This window comes from Paenibacillus sp. MY03 (genome assembly GCF_002165585.1).
In the GTDB taxonomy this organism is placed as follows: Bacteria; Bacillota; Bacilli; order Paenibacillales; family Paenibacillaceae; genus Pristimantibacillus; species Pristimantibacillus agaridevorans.
Map to the genome: position 1 here is coordinate 208,440 of NZ_MXQD01000004.1, position 21,615 is coordinate 230,054.

19 protein-coding genes are annotated in these 21,615 nt (G+C 53.7%); 2 read left to right on the forward strand and 17 right to left on the reverse strand.

What is annotated here, in order from left to right:
• Positions 1 to 186: 186 nt before the first annotated feature.
• The 12 genes from B1748_RS03530 to B1748_RS03580 form a co-directional block, all read right to left on the reverse strand.
• Positions 187 to 1,995 carry a cache domain-containing sensor histidine kinase gene (locus tag B1748_RS03530; RefSeq protein ID WP_087566484.1) on the reverse strand — a complete coding sequence of 603 codons (1,809 nt, stop codon included), beginning with the start codon at positions 1,993 to 1,995 and terminating at the stop codon, positions 187 to 189.
• Positions 1,996 to 2,024: 29 nt separating this feature from the next.
• A complete protein-coding gene (locus B1748_RS03535) occupies positions 2,025 to 2,651 on the reverse strand; it encodes an SGNH/GDSL hydrolase family protein (RefSeq protein ID WP_179215353.1) in 627 nt (208 codons plus the stop codon).
• Complete coding sequence (locus B1748_RS03540) at positions 2,651 to 4,288, reverse strand: response regulator transcription factor (RefSeq protein ID WP_087566486.1); 1,638 nt, start codon at positions 4,286 to 4,288, stop codon at positions 2,651 to 2,653. Before B1748_RS03540 ends, B1748_RS03535 begins: the two co-directional genes overlap by 1 nt.
• A gap of 277 nt (positions 4,289 to 4,565) precedes the next feature.
• Positions 4,566 to 4,736 carry a hypothetical protein gene (locus tag B1748_RS36710; protein ID WP_179215355.1) on the reverse strand — a complete coding sequence of 57 codons (171 nt, stop codon included), beginning with the start codon at positions 4,734 to 4,736 and terminating at the stop codon, positions 4,566 to 4,568.
• A gap of 98 nt (positions 4,737 to 4,834) precedes the next feature.
• Positions 4,835 to 5,278 carry a D-aminoacyl-tRNA deacylase gene (gene dtd / locus B1748_RS03545; RefSeq protein WP_087566487.1) on the reverse strand — a complete coding sequence of 148 codons (444 nt, stop codon included), beginning with the start codon at positions 5,276 to 5,278 and terminating at the stop codon, positions 4,835 to 4,837.
• Positions 5,279 to 5,298: 20 nt separating this feature from the next.
• Positions 5,299 to 7,482: a RelA/SpoT family protein gene (locus tag B1748_RS03550; protein ID WP_087566488.1), complete on the reverse strand. Its 2,184-nt coding sequence runs from the start codon at positions 7,480 to 7,482 to the stop codon at positions 5,299 to 5,301.
• Between the two features lie 271 nt (positions 7,483 to 7,753).
• On the reverse strand, positions 7,754 to 8,284 hold the full coding sequence (locus B1748_RS03555; RefSeq protein WP_087566489.1) for an adenine phosphoribosyltransferase: 531 nt from the start codon (positions 8,282 to 8,284) through the stop codon (positions 7,754 to 7,756).
• 41 nt (positions 8,285 to 8,325) lie between these two features.
• On the reverse strand, positions 8,326 to 10,350 hold the full coding sequence (gene recJ, locus B1748_RS03560) for a single-stranded-DNA-specific exonuclease RecJ (RefSeq protein ID WP_087566490.1): 2,025 nt from the start codon (positions 10,348 to 10,350) through the stop codon (positions 8,326 to 8,328).
• Positions 10,351 to 10,381: 31 nt separating this feature from the next.
• On the reverse strand, positions 10,382 to 10,798 hold the full coding sequence (locus B1748_RS03565) for a cation transporter dimerization domain-containing protein (RefSeq protein ID WP_087566491.1): 417 nt from the start codon (positions 10,796 to 10,798) through the stop codon (positions 10,382 to 10,384).
• A gap of 51 nt (positions 10,799 to 10,849) precedes the next feature.
• On the reverse strand, positions 10,850 to 11,770 hold the full coding sequence (gene secF, locus B1748_RS03570; protein ID WP_087566492.1) for a protein translocase subunit SecF: 921 nt from the start codon (positions 11,768 to 11,770) through the stop codon (positions 10,850 to 10,852).
• The gene (secD, locus tag B1748_RS03575; protein WP_087566493.1) at positions 11,760 to 12,995 is read right to left on the reverse strand and encodes a protein translocase subunit SecD; all 1,236 of its coding nucleotides are present in this window, start codon (positions 12,993 to 12,995) and stop codon (positions 11,760 to 11,762) included. The genes secF and secD overlap by 11 nt, the downstream gene beginning before the upstream one ends.
• A gap of 81 nt (positions 12,996 to 13,076) precedes the next feature.
• A complete protein-coding gene (locus tag B1748_RS03580) occupies positions 13,077 to 13,316 on the reverse strand; it encodes a post-transcriptional regulator (protein ID WP_087566494.1) in 240 nt (79 codons plus the stop codon).
• Positions 13,317 to 13,538: 222 nt separating this feature from the next.
• Here B1748_RS03580 and spoVB point away from each other — a divergent pair, with 222 nt between their 5' ends.
• The gene (gene spoVB, locus B1748_RS03585; protein ID WP_087566495.1) at positions 13,539 to 15,095 is read left to right on the forward strand and encodes a stage V sporulation protein B; all 1,557 of its coding nucleotides are present in this window, start codon (positions 13,539 to 13,541) and stop codon (positions 15,093 to 15,095) included.
• Here spoVB and B1748_RS03590 read toward each other — a convergent pair.
• The gene (locus B1748_RS03590) at positions 15,088 to 15,870 is read right to left on the reverse strand and encodes a YetF domain-containing protein (protein WP_087566496.1); all 783 of its coding nucleotides are present in this window, start codon (positions 15,868 to 15,870) and stop codon (positions 15,088 to 15,090) included. The genes spoVB and B1748_RS03590 overlap by 8 nt on opposite strands.
• A gap of 248 nt (positions 15,871 to 16,118) precedes the next feature.
• On the opposite strand from B1748_RS03590, the gene B1748_RS03595 reads away from it, so the two are divergent.
• Positions 16,119 to 16,511 carry a TIGR04086 family membrane protein gene (locus tag B1748_RS03595; protein ID WP_087566497.1) on the forward strand — a complete coding sequence of 131 codons (393 nt, stop codon included), beginning with the start codon at positions 16,119 to 16,121 and terminating at the stop codon, positions 16,509 to 16,511.
• A gap of 98 nt (positions 16,512 to 16,609) precedes the next feature.
• Here B1748_RS03595 and yajC read toward each other — a convergent pair whose 3' ends face one another.
• The 4 genes from yajC to B1748_RS03615 form a co-directional block, all read right to left on the reverse strand.
• Positions 16,610 to 16,927 (reverse strand): preprotein translocase subunit YajC, encoded by a 318-nt coding sequence (gene yajC / locus B1748_RS03600; RefSeq protein ID WP_087566498.1) that lies wholly within the window; start codon positions 16,925 to 16,927, stop codon positions 16,610 to 16,612.
• A gap of 14 nt (positions 16,928 to 16,941) precedes the next feature.
• Complete coding sequence (tgt, locus tag B1748_RS03605; RefSeq protein WP_087566499.1) at positions 16,942 to 18,075, reverse strand: tRNA guanosine(34) transglycosylase Tgt; 1,134 nt, start codon at positions 18,073 to 18,075, stop codon at positions 16,942 to 16,944.
• 279 nt (positions 18,076 to 18,354) lie between these two features.
• Entirely contained in the window at positions 18,355 to 19,401 is a 1,047-nt protein-coding gene (gene queA, locus B1748_RS03610) for a tRNA preQ1(34) S-adenosylmethionine ribosyltransferase-isomerase QueA (protein WP_087566500.1), read from the reverse strand.
• Between the two features lie 10 nt (positions 19,402 to 19,411).
• Entirely contained in the window at positions 19,412 to 21,586 is a 2,175-nt protein-coding gene (locus B1748_RS03615; RefSeq protein WP_256975513.1) for a SpoIID/LytB domain-containing protein, read from the reverse strand.
• Between the last annotated feature and the right edge of the window lie 29 nt (positions 21,587 to 21,615).

Here is a 21,615-nt window from a genome sequence, read left to right on the forward strand (position 1 = left end):
GTCCCTCCAATCCGGCGTTAGTCGTGCTTGATCATAGATTCATGATACATGTCGGGGTGCAGGGAGCGTGAGGTACAGATTTAAGAGGGAATAGTACAATCGTCAGGTCGATGGGGGATGGACGGCATGAAAAAAGCTGCCCCGCCAGGTCTGATTGAGACCTTTGCGGGACAGCTTGGCATCTTGTTATTCATTTCGCTCATATTCCTCTGCCGGAAACCATATGCTGACCGTCGTGCCCTTTCCAGGCTGCGATTCGATGACCAAGCGGCCGGCGCCGCCAGTGAACAAACGCACTCGCTCCCATACGTTATACAAGCCGTAGCTGGACGAAGACGAAGAAGCGTTTAGACTGGCATACAATTGCGCGATTTGTTCCTCCGTCATGCCGATGCCGTCATCAGTCACGCGAATGACGAATGTTTGGCCTTCCGCCTCAGCCTCTACGCGGATACTCCCATGATGGCCTTCTCTATTATGAACGCCATGCATAATGGCGTTCTCGATGATCGGTTGAATCGACAACTTCGGAATAGACCGGCCAGACAGCAATCCGGGGAATTCTACCGAATAATCGAAATTGTGAAACCGCTGCTTCTGAATTTCCAGATAAGCCTTCGATAAGTTCATCTCATCTTCCAGCGGCACGATGTCCTTGCCTTTATTCAGCGTCAAACGGAAATATTGCGCCAGCATGTTCAACATCCGGCTGATGTCGTGCGCTCCCTTGGTAAGCGCCATCCAGTTGATCGTATCTAGCGCATTGTAAAGGAAATGGGGATTAATCTGCGCCTGCAGCGCTCGCAGCCTCGCCTCTTTCTCCCGCTCCTTGGCGCGGTAATTGTCTTCCATCAGATGCTGGAACGTCGAGAGCATATGCGTCACGCTCTTTTCAAGCCGGATGACGACGCCGCTGGGATGAGGAATGCCTTCCTCGATCATCGCGGCGCCGCGCACCCTCAGCTGTTCGGTAATATCGCGAACGCGGTTGATCGTACCGCGCGTCAAATGCGCGAACACGAGGAAGGCTCCGACAATAAACAGCAAGGCCAGCGACAGCGCCAAGACAAGCGAGAATCCGACATTAAATTGATTGCTCATGCGACTGATCTGGCCTGCCGGCAACAGAGAAACGACTTTCCATCCTCCTTCGCTAAGCGTATCGAATATGACGAAGTACGTTTGCGTATCCATCGTGATTTTCTCGATGCCGAATGGTTGATCGGCGATAAGCTTGAACGTTTCGGGCGGCAGCAGCGGATGATTCAGTTTCTCCGGTTGACCATGGGACACGATCATCCCGGTCGCATCCGCTACATACATGTTATGGCTATGGACGTCCAGTTCCGCCTGGTTCAGAATGGCGGCCAGATTGGCTTCCGCGACATCCAGCATAAGAATGCCAATAATGCGGCTATACGCATTCGGATCCCGGATAATGCGGGCGGAGGAGAATACGCGAGCTTCGCTTGGCGTACTGATGTAACGCTCCATATGCGTCGGAATCCATTGCACAGCGCCATTGCGCCCGACCACCTCGTCATACCAGGGCATACGGGCCGCCTGGTCAAGGCTGAAGAAATTGACATGTTCGCCCGCATACATCTTGTCGGCATTGACGTACAGCTTGATCTTCAAAATATCGCTGCCTTGCAAGCTGCGCAGCATATTGCCAAGCTTCTTCTCTTCCTCCACTTGGCTGAACCTGGTACCGCTTTGCGGATCACGAGCCAGAATTTCATACAAATCCGTATTCAGAATAAGGGCGTCGGAAATCTCCTGCACCTTGGCGAGCCGATAATCCAGATTAATTTTCACCTGCTGCACGGACTTGAGCATCGATTGGGTCACCTGGCGCTCCAGAATGTCTGCCGATTTCTCGAAGTAATAATAGAGAAGACATCCTGCAGGCAGCAGTAGAACAAGCAGGTAGAGCAGCAGCATTTTGCGATAGGTGTGCCACATCAGTTGAAATCTGCGCAGCAGCATGCTCATGAACCGGCTGCACCTCCATATCCCGTCATTTAGATCGCTGCCAGAAACGAAGCCGCCGTCTGGGCGATTCGCCGGTACCCCTCCTGATTCGGATGAAGCCGATCATTCGTGAAGCTATCCAGCGTTAACTTGTTGAAGCCGCTAACCGCATATAAGTCCAGCACCGGCAATGCATATGCCTGTCCGATCGATTGAACGGCAGCCGCGTAATCCGCTAACAAGCAGCCTTTGTCGTTGCGCTTCTCGCTATCGTACCCGTCTTTGTCCCGTTGCAGCGGTGTCCACAGATTCATCCTGCAGAGCGGATAGCGGGTCAGCAGCTCCTCGATCAGCGACTGGTATGCGCCGAAGAACGTGTGATTATCGAACGCGGAACCGATCGGCCGCAATGCGCCGAGCGGCATATTCAGCCGGTAATCGTTGGTCCCGGCGAAGATGGTCAAACAATCGTATGCTTGTTCCAGGCTACGGCCCATATAGACGGTTGCCCCGTCGTCCCGATCGCTGCCGGCCGTCATCGGGCACCCTCCTCGGCCGAAATTGTCGACCTTCGCGAACCCTAGCTCCGCTTGAACAAGCGGCTGGTACCTGCCGGCCGCGGTAATGCTGTCGCCCAGCGTTGCCCAGCTTGCGCCTTGCCATCTGTTGTTGCCCATTAATTCATCCTCCTGTGCAAGTCCCGGTAATCGCTTGGATTCATCCCCGTATACTTGCGGAATTGTTTGGTAAAGTAGCTCGGTTCGGCATATCCGATCGACGAGCATATTTCCGACAGCTTCTGGTCGCTGTCGGTGAGTCTTTCTTTTGCTTTCTCCATGCGCACCCTTGTGATATATTCGTTGATCGTTTCCCCGGTTTCCTGCTTGAACAAGAGACAGATGTACGTTTTGGCCAAATACACTTGCGAGGCAATATCCGCAATCGTCAGGTTGTCCGAATATCTTTCGTGAATGATTCGCATGATGGCCGTGATGACTTCCGGGATCGGTTTCTCTTGACGGCTCCCGATCCGTTCGCACACTGCCGTCAGGTAGTCCTTCAGATGGAGACACATATCGTCAATCGTCTCCAGCTTCATCAGCTGCGACCAGGCATCGGATTCCCGCTCGCCGAGATCTCCCATGCGCATGCCGAACTCGGACAGAAATTGGGATGAAACAAGCAGCAGCTGCAGACAGATACGCTGGCAATCGATAAAGCCGATGCCCGCGCTTGTGCGCAATTCCGCGAACAACTTATCAAGCTGCAGCGACACCTCGCCGATGTCGCCTGTCTTCAGGACTGACGCGAAGACGGCCATGCGCTCATTGATGAGCCGGTAATCGACATCCTTCTGCGCGGCCATTACGTCGAACGTAATCACTTGGTTTTTGCCGAGGAACAATTTGCGCTCGATCGCTTCTGCCGCCATCTTGTAACTGTCGGCCAACAATCCCATATGCTCCACCGTACCGCCGACGCCGATCGTTAAGCTAATCGCCTCCGCCATTCGGCTCAGGAATCCGTTGAGGCTCCCCATCAATTCGCTCACCAGCGGGAATATGATATCTTCCCCTTCCGCCTCCGGCAGCGCGACGAGAAGCACGTATTCGCCCCGTTGATGCTCGAACACGTTGCCGGAGACGCGCGCGTCTATGATTTCCTGACAGATGTTCTGGATCGCAAATGAAATTAACTGCGTATTCTGCTCGGTCATCGTAGCGAATACGGTTCTTGGATTGTTGATGCGTATGATCAGGGCGCAGTAGGGAGCATCGTACGACAGCTTGAGATCAAGGAAATCTATGCGCTTCTCCATCGATAGCCGGTCCGCATGCCCGTCGCGGATTAGTTGAATGAAGAACTTCTCCCGCAGGAGCGGAATACTTTGGTTCAGCCGGGCGTTCATTTGCTGCAGCATGTCCTTGCGGTTTTCTTCCCGCTTCGTCATCGCCATGATTTTCTCGATAACCGCGTTCAATTCCTCCAGATTGACAGGCTTTAGAATATAATCCACCGCATCCATCTTCATTGCGGATTTCAAATATTCGATATCGTCATAGCCGCTGATGAATACAAATTTCGTATCGGGATGTTGGCCCTTCAGTCGATTTACCATCTCGATCCCGTCCATGCCAGGCATCTTCACATCGGTCAGCACGATGTCCGGCTGAATCCGGCCTGCCAGTTCCATGCCTTTGATCCCATTTTCGGCTTCGCCGGCAACTTCGATCCCGTATTCGAACCAGTTGATGCACAATTTCAGCCCGTTTCGGGTCGAATATTCGTCATCGACAATGATCAGCTTATACATGGTTTCCTCCCCAGTACAGATAAGCTTTTGTCTTTATTATATATTGAACCGACTAGGTCAAGTTTATGGAATGATGGTCGAATGTTATGTAATACAGCAAGCGCAACGCCTCGGAAGACAGAAAAAAACCTGCATACACCATGCAGGTCCAAAGTAATTTATATTTTAAAAAAGGGGGTCGAGTTCTATTATAGGTTAACGATGTTAAGCGAAAGTTAGAATTTCGTTACAGAAATATTACAATTTCGAAAGCGTTTTTAGCGTAGGCTGGAAAGGCTCAGAAACCGAGCCCTGGCCTCCTTACAAGCGGCGAACGGCCGCCTCGCTGCTGATCTTCGTTCGCGATGTCGGTCTCCAGCTCCGCCATAACGAAAGCTTCTCTCCGCTCCGGCAGCAGCAGACCTCTGCTTGTTCGCTCCAGCCCTTGTTCCTTACGAGATTGATGCATGCGCGGTCCCCCCGAATAAGAATTGCGGCGCGGAAGCCCGAAGGCGTCCAATCTGCACAAGCCGTCTAACCCTTATTGTTGCCACACATGCCCTTGTTTTAAGCGCCGCTCTCCAAAATTAACGTGACGGGGCCGTCATTGACAAGGGAAACATCCATCATCGCGCCGAATCGGCCAGTCTCGACCTTCAGCCCGATTTCCCGCAACAGCCCGTTAAAGTAATCGTACAGCCCTTCGGCCTGCTCCGGCCTTGCCGCAGCCATGAAGTTCGGTCTTCTTCCCTTCCGGCAATCCCCGTACAGCGTAAACTGCGACACCGATAAAATGTCTCCTCCGACGTCGAGCACGGAATGATTCATTTTCCCGCCTTCATCCTCGAAGATCCTCAGTCCCGCCACCTTGTCCGCCATCCAGCGAACTTCTTCCTTGCCGTCCTCATGCGTAAGTCCGACAAGTAGAACGAGACCGTGCCGAATCGCTCCGACGGTCTCGCCCTCCACCGACACGCTGGCTTCCTTGCTGCGTTGCACGACAACCCTCATCTGTTTCAATCTCCTCAATGCTACTGCATAATCCGCTGTACGGAGTAAATGTCCTGCACCCTCTTGATCTTCTCAACGACTGATGACAGGTGATCAATATTGCGGATCAGCACCGTCATATGAATAAGCGCCATCTTATTCTTGACGGAACGTCCCGTCACCGCGCTAATATTCGTCTTGCTCTCGGAGACGGCTTGCAATACTTCGTTCAGCAATCCTCTGCGATCGTGGCCGGTAATTTCGATGTCGACGCTGTAATTCGCTTCGACGGAATCCTCCCACTCCACTTCGATGACGCGGTCCGCTTCCTCGCCATCCTCCCCAAACGGAATATTCGTGCAGTCCATCCGATGCACGGATACGCCGCGCCCGCGCGTAATGTAGCCCACGATGGCGTCGCCGGGAACGGGATTGCAGCATCTGGCAAATCGGACAAGCAAGTTGTCGACGCCTTTGACGGTAACGCCGTGATTCGGCCTGCTTTTTTTGCTCGGCGCCGATGCTTTGATTTCCTTCATCTCGCCGGTGAGTTCGATCTGATTGGCCTCTTCCGCTTCCTTGCGCATCTTCTCCGTCATTTTGGTGCAGATCTGGGCGGCCGTAATGCCGCCGAAGCCGATCGCGGACATCATGTCCTCGATGTCGTTAAACGTATATTTGGCCGCCGCTTCCTGCAGCTTGTCGTCGACCATCCAGGCGGAAGGCTCCAGTCCTAGACGCTTTAGCTCGCGCTCCAGCATCTCGCGGCCCTTCGCCACGTTTTCTTCCCGCTTCTCTTTCTTGAACCATTGCCGGATCTTGCTGCGGGCATGGGACGATTGAGCGATCTTCACCCAGTCCTGACTCGGTCCGTATGAATGTTTCGACGTCAAAATTTCGACGATGTCGCCGGTCTTTAGCTTATGATCCAGCGGCACGATTCGCCCGTTGACCTTCGCGCCGATGGTGCGATTGCCGACTTCCGTATGAATCCGATAGGCAAAATCCAACGGCACGGAGCCTGCGGGCAGCTCGATGACTTCCCCGCTGGGCGTAAATACGAAGACGAGATCGGCGAAAAAATCCATTTTGAGCGATTCCATGAACTCCGCCGCGTCCCTGGTTTCCTGCTGCAGCTCCAGAATCTCGCGGAACCATGACATTTTGTCCTCAAAGTTGCCGTCCGGAACAATCATGCCTTCCTTGTAAGCCCAGTGAGCCGCGATTCCATATTCTGATGTACGATGCATCTCCCATGTACGAATCTGCACCTCGGTCGGCTCACCGTTAGGACCGATGACGGTCGTATGCAGCGACTGGTACATATTCGCCTTCGGCATGGCCACGTAATCCTTGAACCGGCCGGGCATCGGCTTCCAGAGTGTATGAATAATCCCTAGAGTCGCGTAACAATCTTTAATATTCTCAACGATAATACGAATCGCCAGCAGGTCGTAAATTTCATTGAACTGCTTGTTTCGCGCCGTCATTTTTTTGTAAATGCTGTACAGATGTTTGGGACGTCCGGAAATATCCCCTTCGATCCCCATCTCCTCAAGCTTTTCGCGAATGCGAGAGATCACGTCATCGATAAATTGCTCGCGTTCCGCGCGCTTCTTTTTCATAAGGTTCGCGATGCGGTAATATTGCTGTGGATTAAGGTATCGAAGCGCAATATCCTCCATCTCCCACTTGATGGCAGAGATGCCCAGCCTGTGCGCGATTGGACAAAAAATTTCCAACGTCTCGTAAGCGATTCGCCTCTGCGATTCTTCCGATTGAAACTTCAGCGTTCGCATATTATGAAGGCGGTCGGCCAGTTTAATCAGAATGACTCGAATATCCTGGGCCATGGCGACGAACATTTTGCGATAGTTCTCGTTTTGCTGCTCTTCTTTGGACTGGAAGCGGATTTTCTCCAGCTTCGTTAATCCATCGACAAGCATGGCGCAGGTTTCGCCAAATTTCGCGCGGACCGTCTGCAGGTCTACTGTCGTATCTTCGACTACATCATGAAGCAGCGCCGCAATGATCGACAGTACATCCATCCCCATATCGACGAGTATATCCGCCACCGTTACCGGATGCAGAATATACGGCTCTCCCGACTTCCGCACTTGTCCATGGTGGGCCTGCTCCGCAAAGTCGTAGGCTTCCTTGATGCGCACGAGATCCTGCTCTTTCATATATGCGGATGCCTTCTCAAGTAATTGCTCTATGCCCATGAAACGTCCCTTCCCAAATAGAAACGGCGAACCCATCCCTTCTGGATGTCCCGGCCGTTCCTCGAATAAGTGGTAGCCGATCGGTCAATCGCCGGCGACAAGCCTCATTAAAGGTTTTCTCATATTATGCCTGTAACTGTCCCGCCGCGTCAACTTCCAAGGAAGAAAAAACGACGATACCTCTCATCCCGCAACAAAAAAAGCGCCTTGAAGGGGTACCAGGCCGTTTGACCGGGTCCCGCTTCAAGGCGGAATTGAACCGCTGCTGCCCTTATTCGTATGTCATTAACGAGAAAATATCGACCCCGTCCAGCTTGGAACGGCCGGTAAGGTACGCAAGCTCGATCAGAAAGGCCGCGCCTGCAACCTCGCCGCCGAGCTGCTTGATGAGGTTGATGGAGGTCGCGATCGTTCCACCCGTCGCAAGCAGATCATCTGCGATGAGAACACGTTGTCCCGGCGAGATGGAGTCCGTGTGCATGGCCAGCTGATCCTTGCCGTATTCCAGATCGTAGCTAGCCGTGATCGTCGCGCCGGGCAGCTTGCCGCTCTTGCGGATCGGCGCGAAGCCGACGCCTAATGCCAGCGCGAGCGGCGCGCCTACGACGAAGCCGCGCGCCTCCGGGCCGGCCACTACGTCGATCCTGAGATGTTCGACAGCCGCGCGCATCTGTTCGATAGCTGCGCGATAGACGTCTCCGTCTTTGAGCAGCGTCGTAATATCCTTAAAGCGGATGCCGGGCTGAGGGAAGTCGGAAATGACCCGAATGTAGTCTTTGAAGTTATAAGTTGAACTTGTCATGGTGGAACTTCCTTTCTTACTTGAATAGGTCAGGCTCAGGATCAGGCCGGCGAGTTGGCGCCGCTCGCGCCTTGATAGCGGCTCAGCGCTGCCTGATAGCGGCTGGAGGAGGACAGCTCCCGCTTTACGGGAGAAACGGCTACGTTGACGGTTCCTCCCCCTATCTCGATAAAGCCCAGCTCCTCGAATACGTCAAGCATAAGCCGTACCGAAGGCACCGTCAAGCTGCAGAGAGCTGCCAGCTTCTCGGCAAGCCCGCGCTCCTGCGCGCGTGAAATTTTGCGGAGCTGCTGGTACACGGCGCCGAATTGCTCGCGGGCGGGGAACACGTCCGGCAGCTCCCTTTCGTAATGGAGATCCTGCAGCATAAGCTGCGGCTTGCGCTGGCCGTTCCATTCGTTAATCGACAGCTCGCCGATCAGGTCGATAAGGCAGCCGGGCTCAAGCGTCCCCGACATGGCCCCCATGCCAAAACCGATAACGTCCAGGCCTGTTCTGCCGCTGCCAAGAGACATCTTGAGATGTTTGGACTCCTTGCCGATCGCCCGACGATCCGCGACGCGGGTCCCTTCGAACAGCAGGCGCGGAGACGGATTGCCGACTCCGAACGGCTCCAGCAAAGCCAGCTGGGAGATCGTCTCCAGCGTGGCGTCCTGCAAGCTGCTGCGGAGATCGATAAGCGATCTCGGAATCCAATCTTCCTCGGACAGCCAGGTCTTCGCCAACAAGGATAACTGCTCCTCCAGCTGGTCCAGTTTGTCGCGATGAAGGCTCATCCCTGCAGCAGCTTGGTGTCCGCCGTAATGATCCAGCAGAGACTCGCATGCCGTCAACGCCGCGTGGAGGTCGAAGCCCTCGATGGAACGCGCCGAGCCTTTGCTCATGCCGCTCTCCGGGTCAATGCCCAGCACGACGACAGGCTTGTAATAACGCTCCAGCAGCTTGGAGGCGACGATTCCGATAACGCCCACGTTCCAGCCGACGCCGGCGACCAGAATGACGGAGGGCTCTTCGGTCCCAGCAGCGTCAGCAGCCCCGCGTTTGCCGAGCCATTGCATGTCCGCTTCCTTCACCATCTCGTCGACGATTCGCTGACGTTCCTTGTTAAGGCTGTCCAGTCCGATCGCTCCCAAAATGGCGGAGTCGTAATCGGCAGCCGTAAGCAGCTCCACCGCACGTTTGGCATGATCCAGACGGCCTGCGGCATTAATGCGAGGCGCCATGCCAAACGCGATACCGGTGGAAGTGATTCCCTCCAGCTCAAGGCCAGCGGCCTCTGCAAGCGCACGGAATCCGATGGAAGGCTCCAGCCGCATGCGCTCAAGACCGCTGCGGACGAAGATCCGGTTCTCATCCTTAAGCGGCATCAGGTCCGCGACGGTACCCAAGCTGACGATATCCGTCCACTCCATTGGAGGCCGCTCCAGCAGCGCGGTTGCAAGCTTAAAGGCTACGCCCACGCCGGCAAGTCCCTTAAATGGATAAGGGCATTGCTCCTGCTTCGGATTAACGACGGCCGCTGCATTCGGAATGCGTTCGGGAGGCTCGTGGTGGTCGGTAACTACGATATCAACGCCGCAAGTTTTGGCATATTCGACCTCTTCGTAAGCGCTGATGCCCGTATCGACGGTCACGATCAGCGTTACTCCTTGATCGGCCGCAAGCTGGATTGCGGCATTGTTTAGTCCGTAGCCTTCCAGCGCGCGATGCGGAATATAATAATCGTAATCAAGACCTAATGTCTGAAAAGCATGACACAATAAGGAAGTACTGGACACGCCGTCTGCGTCATAATCGCCATAGATGCGCACCTTCTCTCCTTGCTCCAGCGCAGATCTAATCCGGTTTACCGCGGCGTCCATCCCAAGAAGCAAGTAAGGATCATGCAGATCCTCCATGCCTCCATTAAGGAAGCGGCTCGCGCTGGTTATGTCCTCGTAGCCGCGCTGGACGAGCAGCTTGCCGACAAGAGGAGGCACGCCTAGCTCCTCGCAGAGCCGGCGTGCCTTATTTTCGCTGCTTTCGGTCCATTCCGCCAATAACCAGCGGGTCTTTCTTGTAATCATCAGGTTACTCTCCTTCCTGCTGTCTAGAGGCCTATTGCAGCAGTGTGGGCATCTGCTCCTGATTAGGGTCGTGATTGGATTTGTATGGATAACCCGGATCATAAGGCTCCACATAAATCATGACCTCGGAGAGATGGAGGAATCGGTGCATGAGGAGGAGCTTGACCCGTTTTGCAATGTCCTGTCCTTCCAGCACCGTAATGCGGGGGTTGACGCTGATGACAATCTCCGCCACAACGTAATGGCCCTGCTCTCTTGCCCGGATCGACTGGACCGTAACGACGCCCTCTACGCGTTGTACAACCGCCATCAGCTCCTCCGCTGATTCCTCCTGCTTCCGATCATGGCCGACTTTTCCTTTGCCACGAAACAGAATGTTCGCCACGTAATCCCATAAGCGTCTCTTGTAAACGGGCTGTCTGCCGCCCTCTCGCTCTCTGGTTGACATATGTGCCAAATACCTCCTGGATCGCAAGCGTCTATCGCTTATTCTTGTAGATTAAGGTGTCGGCTTTGCTGCCGCCTTCGGTTTCTGCTTCTCCTTGCGCTTGAACAGGAACCACAGCGGGCTTGCGATAAATACCGTAGAATACGCACCGCTGACCAGTCCGACAAGCAGAGCAAGCGAGAACATCTTGATGGAAGGGCTGCCCAGGAAGAATATACATACGGTGACGATAACGACCGTTAATACCGTATACAAGTTTCTTGCCATCGTTTGCCAAATACTAGCATTAACGAGATGGGCCAGCTGCTCTTCGTTTTTGTGCTGCGAGAACCTCAGATTTTCCCTGATTCTATCGAATATGACGATTTTATCGTTAATGGAATATCCCAGCGTCGTGAGCACGGCCGCGATAAACGGCAGATCGACCTCGAAGCGGAAGATGGAAAAGATCGCGATAACGACAAAGCTGTCATACAGGATAGAAATATTCGAAGCCAGCGCGAAACGCCACTCGAATCGGATCATGACGTAAACCATGATGCCCAGGCTCGCGATCAGGATCGCCCAGATCGTCTTGATGCCTAGCTCCCGCGCCAGATCCGGTGACACGACGTTTACCTCGGAGGAAATGTCTTCCCCGTATTTCGCCTTCAGCGCCTCAAGCACCTTGGCCGACTGCTCCTGATCCAGGATATCATTGAAACGGATCGTGGCGCGGTCGTTGTTGGCCCCGCCGATCGTCGGCGTCTCGTCCGGGAAACCCGCTTCATCCAGCGTTGTCTTAATGTCTTGCTGCGTCACGCTTTGTCCGATGGAGACGTCGATGTTCGTTCCAGCCTTGAAGTCGACTCCCAAGTTGAGCTGAAACAGAATAAGCGAGATGATGCCCACAAGAGTGAGCCCGATCGAGAATATAAAATATTTGTTCCGGTTTTTGACGAAATCGTAACGGATTTTCGTATCAAAGTTCACGGATTTCACTCTCCTTCACGCCGTAGTAGCCGGGTTTCATGAACCGGTTGCTTCGTACGAGCATATCCAGAAGGAAACGCGCGAAATAAATATTCGTAACGATGCTGACCAGAATGCTAAAGATCATCGTGAGCGCAAAACCTTTAATCGCTCCGTCGCCGATAAAGTACAGAACGGCGCTGGAGATAATACCCGTAATGTTAGCGTCCATAATGGTGCGGAACGAGCTTTTGGAACCCGCCTTCAGGGAAGACAGCATGCTCTTGCCCGACCGGATTTCTTCTTTGATGCGCTCCGCCGTAATTATATTGGCGTCCACGGCCATCCCGACGCCGAGGACGAATGCCGCGATACCGGGAAGCGTCAGCGTCGCGTTCATCAAATTCTGAACCAGAATAAGCATCCATGCATAAGTGATGATCGTGATCGCCGCAACGAAGCCCGGCAAACGAAAAATAATGATCATGAAGACAAGGACGATCACCGAGCCCAGGATGCCAGCCGTTACGGTATCCTTAAGCGACTCCATGCCGAGCTTTGCCCCGATGCTATTCGTGTACTTCTCTTCAAGCTTAAGCGGCAACGAGCCCATGTTGATCAGGTCGCGCAGTTCTCTTGCTTCTTGCGTCGAGGAGTTGCCCATTTCGATTACTGCGCTGTCGCTGGCAATAACCTGATTGACTCGCGGACTCGAAATCTCTTGTTCATCCAGATAAATCGACATCGTCTGTCCGACAAGCTTGGATGTCACTTCCTCGAATTTCTTCGCGTTTTTTAGCTTGATCGTGACGACAGGACGGTTAAGCTCATTGAACTCAAGTCCAGCCGCGTTTTCCACGAAGTCCGTTCCCGTCAGCATAATTTCGCCGTCCGGCGCGCGGAAAGTCAGGTTGATCGGCTTGGCGAGCAAATTTCTTACTTCCTCTTCGTTCTCTACGCCTGGCAGCTTGACACGAATGCGGTTGGCGCCTTCTGTCGTAATCTCAGGCTCTACCAATCCGGATTCGTCCACACGCTTCTGCAAGCTGTTCGCCGTCTGCTTTAAGCTCTCCGGCGTGACGGCTACTCCCCCTTCATAAGGTACCGCTTCGTAAAGCACCTCGAAGCCGCCCTTTAAATCGAGGCCTAACTTGACGCCTTTCAGCAGCCAAGGGCTTGTACCGGCCATGACGGCGAACGCCACGACCACGATCGCGAGGAAGGCTACTATTCTCTTCCCGAACATACGTCTGAATCCTCCTTATGATCTCAATATTCCCATTATACAGATGCCGCAAAAACGAGTCAAAAAGAAAGAACCTCATCTTTAGAACGAGGTTCCCTTGTATGCGCTGATCGTCAGATGGTTCATGAACTGAGTGACCTTCAGCGACAAAATATCGTTCACCAATCGATGCAGCTCCGGCTGTCCGTTTTTGGCGTAACCCGCGCTAACGCATTCCCATACATCCTTGCCCGTCACATGCTCGTAGCCGATGAGCCGGAATTCTTCCGCTTTGCTGATACATAGCTCTTCGATCATCACACTAAGCTCATTATCCGCCATGGCTAACCCTCCCGTTCGCGTTCCTGCACGCTCTGCACCTTCTATGTATTCGACCTCGAAAGCCATTCTCCTGCCGGGCTTCGGTCAGAAGAAAATGGCAGACATCTAAGCGGACATGCCGCGCATACAGATAAGAGATAGACGGTACAAGCCGACAAGCGGAGCGGAACGGGCCGGGCTGCTGCGGCAAAGGTCTAAGCTGAAGGAGTTGAAGCGTTCGACATGACGAAACAAACGTTTATCAAAGGAGCCATGATTCTGCTTGCAGCCGGCATCGTAAATCGCCTGTTGGGCTTTGTGCCGCGAATTACACTGCCTCGTATCATCGGAGCGGAAGGCGTCGGCCTCTATCAGCTCTCCTATCCGTTCCTCATCGTTATGCTAACATTAATAACGGGAGGCATCCCGCTTGCCATCGCCAAGTGGATTGCCGAAGCGGAATCCGCCGGCGATACCGACCGCGTGCGTTATATATTCCGCACCGCGATGCTGCTCACTGTAGCCGTATCCGTTGTGCTTACCCTCGGGATGCTGTTGTTCGCTCCTTCTATTATTCGTTATCTGCTGCCCGATACCCGCGTTTACCAGACCTTTATGGTGATGTCGCCGCTGCTGGTCATAATCGGCGTATCGTCTGTATACCGAGGCTACTTCCAGGGCAAACAAAACATGATTCCCGGCGCCCTGTCTCAGACGATCGAGACGATTATCCGCATTGTTGCGTCGCTTGTCTTCGCCTATTTGCTGTTGCCATACGGGCTGGAATGGGCTGCGGCCGGGGCCATGCTGGGGGTCGTTGCCGGAGAGATCGGCGGACTGGCGGCGTTGCTTTGGCATTATCGCACGAAAAGGGGAGACAGGGGGAAAAGGGCTCATCGCGGGACGCTTGCGCCAAACGACAATTCGCCTATTTTGAAACGGCTGATCGGACTTTCCCTGCCCGTGACAGGCAGCAAGCTCGTCGGCTCCTTATCCTACCTGCTCGAGTCCATCTTTACGGCGAAGTGCCTTGCTGTGGCGGGTATCGCGACGGGCATTGCCACGGCACAATACGGCGCTTTGCAAGGCATGATTATCCCGCTGGTCCTCCTGCCGACGGCTCTGACGTATTCGCTGGCCGTTTCGCTTGTCCCGTCCCTTTCGGAGGCGGCAGCGCGAGGCGATAAAGCATTAATTCAGAAGCGCATGCATCAATCCATGCGGATCGCGCTCGTCTCAGGCGCTCCGTTTGTAGTTGTCATGACTTTGTTTGCAGAGCCGCTATGTCGCATTATCTATGCTCATGAGGAATATGCGCCCATGCTCCGGCTAATTGCACCCGTCGGGCTTTTTATTTACCTGCAGGCTCCCTTGCAAGCCGCGCTTCAAGCGCTGGACAGACCAGGTGCCGCCTTAACGAATACGTTTCTGGCGGCCGGGATCAAGCTGGTTCTTATTGTACAGCTCGCTTCCAAGCCGGAGCTGGGCATTTACGGCGCGCTTATCGCCATCAACGTTAACATTGTTCTCGTCACCGTACTTCATGGCATCAGCGTTCTTAAATATATCGGCTTCCGCATGCAATTCGCCGACTTCATTAAAGTCGGTGCGGCAATGGTCATTATGGGGGCAGCCGCCCAGTGGCTCATGCATCGGATGCCGATCTCGCTGGAATGGATCGCGCTTGTGTCAGCTTGCTTTATTAGCGTTATCCTTTACATTCTGCTCATGATCTGGATGAAAATTATAGACAGGCATGATATCGCGCGTATTCCCTGGATCGGTGCTTGGTTCAGGTAAATCTTTTGTGATGCACATCCACGAATAACTTGCCCTTATGGTCAATCGTGCAGAGGAAAACCTCCTTGAAGTCGTGGACATTTTCCTCTTGCAGCGCGTTTTTTAGCCAGAATCGTGTTTTTTCGATTTTGGACAAATTCTCATCCTGTACTTTGCCATCCATAATTAGCGGAATTGGCAATATTTCAAAACGGTAACTTGGCGGAATGACCCCGTTTCCAGAGTTTCTGATTCGCTCACTACTGCCTTGCCGACTGTTTTTGGCCAAATTCTGGGATACCGATATGGCAGTTTGCTCTTGAGCGATTTCCTCCCCATGATCTGCATCATCCCTCGGAATAACGGACAGCTTGCCGCTAGTCTCCAGAATAGCGAATTCAACGTCTGCAACGGACGTAATTTTATTTTCGCGCAGCTGAAGCATGAGATCGTCCAGATTATAACGCTGCTTCTTCATCACATCGCGATTTATTTTCCCTTTTGCAATAACCACACTCGGCTTGCCGTCAAAGAATAGACGGATTTTGCGATTGCTCATCGATAACAGCGCCATCGTCACCTGGATGACGAGCAATGCAGCCATAGGTATGATGCCGTCCCACATGGACCGGTTGACGTCTTCTATAACAATGACCGCAATCTCGGCGATCATGACCGAAATGATCAAGTCTAACACCGACAGCTTGCCGATCTCCCGCTTCCCCATCAGTCTCATGATGACGAATACGACGAAATAGATGACGGTCGTCCGGATCAACAGGCTCCACAACTCCATTGATTAGCGCCTCCTCCGATAGTTTCGCCAAGCGGCCTGCCACCGTGCAAGTGGAAGGCGTTCAAGCTCGTACAGCTATTCTGACCTTGACGACATTCCGTCATACGGCAAATCCGACACGAATATATGGCAATTGCTTCTTTGCATGCTTCGTGATCAAAAGCGGACTTTTTGAACAGCAACTTGTACTATTTCCTCCAGCTTGGCCATATGGTGTACTAATACCTTTGAACTGGAGGAGGAATAGGATGAGTTCCGTCAAGCAAGCCCCCAAAACGCCCGTAATCGGACCACCATTACTCGCGGGAGTCGTATTCTCCTTGATTTGGCTGGCAGCAGGCGCCTTGCTGCTGTCCTTTATGCTTCATTTCGGCAACATGCGGGAAAACGAGCTTGGCACATACGCATTGCTCGTTCACGCCGCCTCGGCATTAGCCGGGGGATTCTCTTCGGGCAAAAGATCGGAGCGAAGAGGCTGGTATAATGGCGGACTGCTTGGCGGCATCTACGGAATCCTCGTCATCATCGTCAGCTTCCTTGCCTCCAATGCGTCCATCTCTTGGAGCAGTTTGTTAATGCTAGGCGCCGTGCTTGTAGCTGGAGCGCTAGGCGGCATGGTTGGCGTCAACCTAAAACGCTAACGAAGAGCGGATGCCTCCGGCCGTAAAGTGAAATCGTTTGACACAAAAAAACGGCCTGCGGAGAAATAATCTCTGCAAGCCGTTTTTGATTTGTTCTACTACTCTGATGCAACAGCAGGTGCCGAGCTGACAACGCCGTTAATAGCGCTGCGCTCGAAAGTCATCTTTGTCGTGTCGTTGACGCGCAAGACGACCGTATCGTCGGTTAGTTCCACGATTGTACCGTGAAGACCGCCGATCGTCGTAATCTTGTCGCCCTTCTTGATCTGGCTCAACATGGAATTGCGAGCTTTCGATTTCTTCTGTTGCGGTCGAATAAGCAAGAAGTAGAAAACTGCGAACATCAGTACGAAAGGCATGATTAGCCCCCAAATGTTCTGGGTACCGCCTGCGCCTTCTGCCAATAATTGAGACATGTTATTCACCCCTTTCAGAATCCTTTGTCATTATCGTTCAGTCCGTAAGCCTCGAAGAAGGAATCGCGGAAATCCAACAGACGATCCTCCAAGATGGCTTGACGGACATCGCGCATCAATTGCAACAAGAAATGCAGATTATGATAGGTCGTAAGTCGAATGCCGAAGGTCTCGTCCGCCTTAAGCAAGTGTCGGATGTAGGCGCGCGAATAATTCCTGCAAGTATAGCAGGAGCAATTCGGGTCCAGCGGTCCGAAGTCCTCCGTGAACTTCGCGTTCTTGATGACCAGTCTTCCGCTGCTTGTCATGGTTGTCCCGTTGCGCGCAATGCGTGTAGGCAGGACGCAATCAAACATGTCGATTCCGCGGATGGAGCCTTCCAATAATGCGTCCGGCGATCCGACACCCATCAAATAACGAGGTTTGTCGGCAGGCAGCTCGGGAACGGTGTAATCCAGCACCTCGTACATCAAGTGCTTCGGCTCGCCTACGCTCAGTCCACCAATAGCATACCCCGGGAAATCCATGGAAGTCAAATCTTTGGCGCTCTGAATGCGCAAATCTTTGTGCATGCCGCCTTGTACGATAGCAAACAGGGCTTGATCCTGCGGTCTGGCATGCGCGGCAAGGCAACGCTCGGCCCAACGGGACGTCCGCTCCGTGGATTGCTTCACGTATTCGTATTCCGCCGGATAAGGCGGACATTCGTCGAAGGCCATCATAATATCGGAGCCCAGAGCGTTCTGGATTTCCATGGCGACCTCCGGAGAAATGAACAGCTTGTCGCCGTTTAGATGGGAACGAAAGTGTACGCCCTCTTCGGTAATTTTCCTCATCTCGCTTAAGCTGAACACTTGGAAGCCGCCGCTATCCGTCAAGATGGGGCGATCCCAATTCATGAACTTGTGCAGTCCTCCTGCTTGCTTAACGATGCCATGCCCAGGACGCAGGAACAGATGATACGTGTTGCTCAATATAATATGGGCGTCCATATCCTTGAGCTCTTCGGGGCTCATCGTCTTTACGGTCGCTTGCGTGCCGACCGGCATAAAGGTAGGCGTATCGATAATGCCATGAGGAGTATGTACGCGTCCCAGCCTGGCGCCGGATTGCTTGCATTCTTTAATAAATTCGTATTTAACCGCCACTTTTCTCGCTTCCTATTCTTGCGGACGTTAATTGGTTCGTCCGTTATTTAAAAGGTAGTTCAAAAAGTCCGCTTTTGATCACGAAGTAGGCCATGAAGCGTACTCGACATCGAATATGGAACGCAAGCGAAACTAAGCAAATGCTTACGAAGTATGTTTCCTTCGGAAACATTGCAGGTGCTCACGTAGCTTCCACTACGCTCCGCTCCTCAGTTTCTACTTTCGTTCCATCTTCTCGGTGCTGAAAACCAAACTTTTTGAACACGCACTTTAAGCATGTTATTCGATAAACATCGCGTCTCCGAAGCTAAAGAATCGGTATTCTCTCTCCACCGCCTCGTCGTATGCGCGCATAATGTGATCTCTTCCCGCCAAAGCGCTCACGAGCATAACAAGCGTAGACTTCGGCAGGTGGAAGTTGGTGAGCAGGGCGTCGACCAGCTTGAACTCATAGCCGGGATAGATGAAGATGGAGGTCCAGCCGCTGCAAGCTTCAAGTTCCCCTATGGGGAATCTGCCGGCTACCGTCTCCAGCGTTCGGGCGGAGGTAGTGCCGACCGCTACGATTCGTCTCCCCTGAAGCTTTGCAGTACGAATTATGGCCGCATTTTCATCGTCCAGCTCATAATATTCCGAGTGCATCTCATGATCTTCCACACGCTCTGCCGTCATGGGCCGGAAGGTTCCGAGGCCCACATGGAGCGTTACGTAGGCGAGCTCTACGCCTTTAGCCTGCAGTTGCTCCAGGAAGGACTCCGTAAAGTGTAGGCCGGCCGTCGGAGCGGCTGCCGATCCCTGATGTTTGGAGTAGACGGTCTGGTAGCGTTCCCTCTCCTCCAGCCGTTCCTTAATGTACGGAGGCAGAGGCATGTCTCCGAGTTTATCGAGAAGTTCCTGAAAGATGCCCGAATATCGGAATTGAACGACTCGAGCCCCCATCTCTCCCTCAGATGCCACTTCCGCCAGCAGCAGAGGCTCGCCTCCGCCATTGTCGCCGAAACCGATAACGGTTCCGACCTTCAGACGCTTGGCCGGCTTCGCCAGCGTTTCCCAACGATCTTCTCCCAGCTGCTTCAATAACAGCAGCTCCGCCTTAGCTCCGGTGTCCATCTTAGCCCCTACAAGCCTTGCAGGAAGCACTCTCGTGTTGTTGAGCACCAGAACGTCTCCGGGTCCAAGCCGCTCCGCCAGATCGGTAAAGCTTCCGTGCCGAATCTCTCCTGTAGATTTGCCCAGCATAAGCAGTCTGGAAGCGGTCCGCTCTTGGAGCGGCGTCTGGGCGATAAGCGCCTCCGGTAATTCGAAGTCAAACCAATCCGCGTTCATATCGAAGTCATCATTCCTTAGCTAACGTTATGCCTTTATAGTAGTATTGCAAAATATATTCATAGTCATACCCTTGCGTCGCGAGGCTGTAAGCCCCATATTGAGAGAGTCCGACACCGTGTCCGTAGCCCGTTCCCGAGATAGCGAAACCCGGGTTTCGGGTAGCTGCCCTTAAGTCTCCTTCTCCGTCCATTACGTACATGTAGTCTCCCGCGTAAGCGGCCGATTTGCCTTCTGCTCCCATAACGTAAAGCTTTTTGGAATCATCCGACCGGGTCACCGAAGCGCCGCTCCCGCCTAGTACGACTACCTTTCCGGTCTGCTCCACTTCAAAACTCGTGCTTGGCAAAGAACCTCCGTAGCCCAGCGCGGTACGCAGAGCGGTTGGCGATGATACGCCAAGTTTTGTCCCATTGACCGAAATTTCCGTCGCTCGTCCCGAAGGTCCTAGCTTCGTCACTTCGACCGATGTGATCGGCCCCGTAATCTTGGGGTTCGCATATGTGTTCATGACCGTCAGCAGCTCGTCGCCGGTGAACGGTCCTCTCTGCCAATTCATGGGATTCGATTCGATGACTTTGTCAATTGCAATCAGACTCGTTCCGCTTTGAATTTGGGCAACGACAGGCACGGTTTCCTGGATGAGAGGATGCCGGCGAATATTTGTTGCATCCGTCGTCGATTCCAGAATGACGCTGCCCGCCTCCGTCTTCCGTCCCGTGTCGCGCACGAGATCCTCGCGAATGTAGCCTACGGCACCGCTTGGCAGCGCTACTCGATACCAGCTCTTCAGTCCGGTTTCGGATATGGAATCCGGGCTCTCAACCGGCTGCAAATAAGGAACGGAGTTGCTCCAAGCTTCCGTTGCGTCCGCCGTCATGCCGCCCGCGCTCGAGGAATAGATCGCTTCGATGACCTTTCCGTTATGCAAAGCAACTACGCCTGCTGTCGCCTCGACTGCTTCGGTGGAAGATCGAGCCTCCACGCTTGCTCCGTTGTAGACCTGACTCAGCGTTGTATCGACGACATGGGCGATCTGGAAGCCGTAACCCTTGTTAAGCGCATAGGATCTGGCTGCTACAGCCTGCGCCTTTAGCGCTTCAAGCGGCCAGGAAGTGTACATCTCTACCGCGACGACGGAATACAAATATTGCTCGAACGGCAATTCGTTGACAACGGCCATCTTGCCGTTGACGGAGCTCAGCTCGAAGCTGCCCCGATAAGTACGGTTGCTGCGTTCCGTGAGCGTAATAAACGCTTCGCCTGCCGGAGCGATCCATGTTTTCATGTCGCCCGTAACAGGGAATTGATACAGCTCGTGGCTGACGTTCGCGGCGGCGCTGACGGTATGGTCTCTGCGAATGATCAAATGCCGCGATTGGGGCGCTACAGCCTTAAGCGCCGAGCCGTTCGGTACAGACGCTGCAGCTGCCTGTACAGCAGCCAGCTTGTCCTGGGACGGCTCGCTTCCCACCATGACGGAATATGTCTCCTTGCCCGCGACGCTCCGTACGGCGACGAAAGCATCCAGTCCCTTGCTGCCGAATGCGGCGGCAGCGTCCTGCGCATCCTTCTTGCTGGCCAGCGGCCCCGTCTCCAGATGGAATGGACCTTGTACCCCCGGTTTGTATGCCCCGAGCAAACCAGCCAGCTTGGCGTCTGCCTTCCACTTCGCCGCTGCGGCAGCGGCTTCCGCTTCGTTTCTGTAGACGCCTTCCGTCACTTGATAACGAGCGGCGCCAGTCGTTGCGACGGAGGTCAGAAAGGCTGCGCCTCCGCTTGCCTTAACCTGTTGATAAATCGCAAGCGCCTGCCCGAATGTTGCGGATTCAAACAATTTCGCCTTGTAATCGTCGCTTCCGAATCTGGCGCTGACGCCGGCCGGTATGCCGAACCAGGTCTGTTCTCCATCCGGTTCCCTCACGCCTACGTTTAGCCCCCCTGCAGACGAAAAGGTGGCGGCGGGAGTCGTCGAATCGTATTTGCCGGGAAGACTCAGGAAAAGCGCCACCCTTATCTTATCCAAGGAAGGTACTGCCGCGCTGGAGGTTGATGCCGTCCAGGTGGAAAACAGCAGAGCCATTGCCAGCGTCAACAGCAGTGTGCGACGCCAGGCTCTCATCCCAGTTCGATAAGGTTTCTCCGCTTGCTGCGGCTGCCCTACCTTAATTGCCGTATTTTTCATGATTACTCTCCCTTCTTATGCATATCATG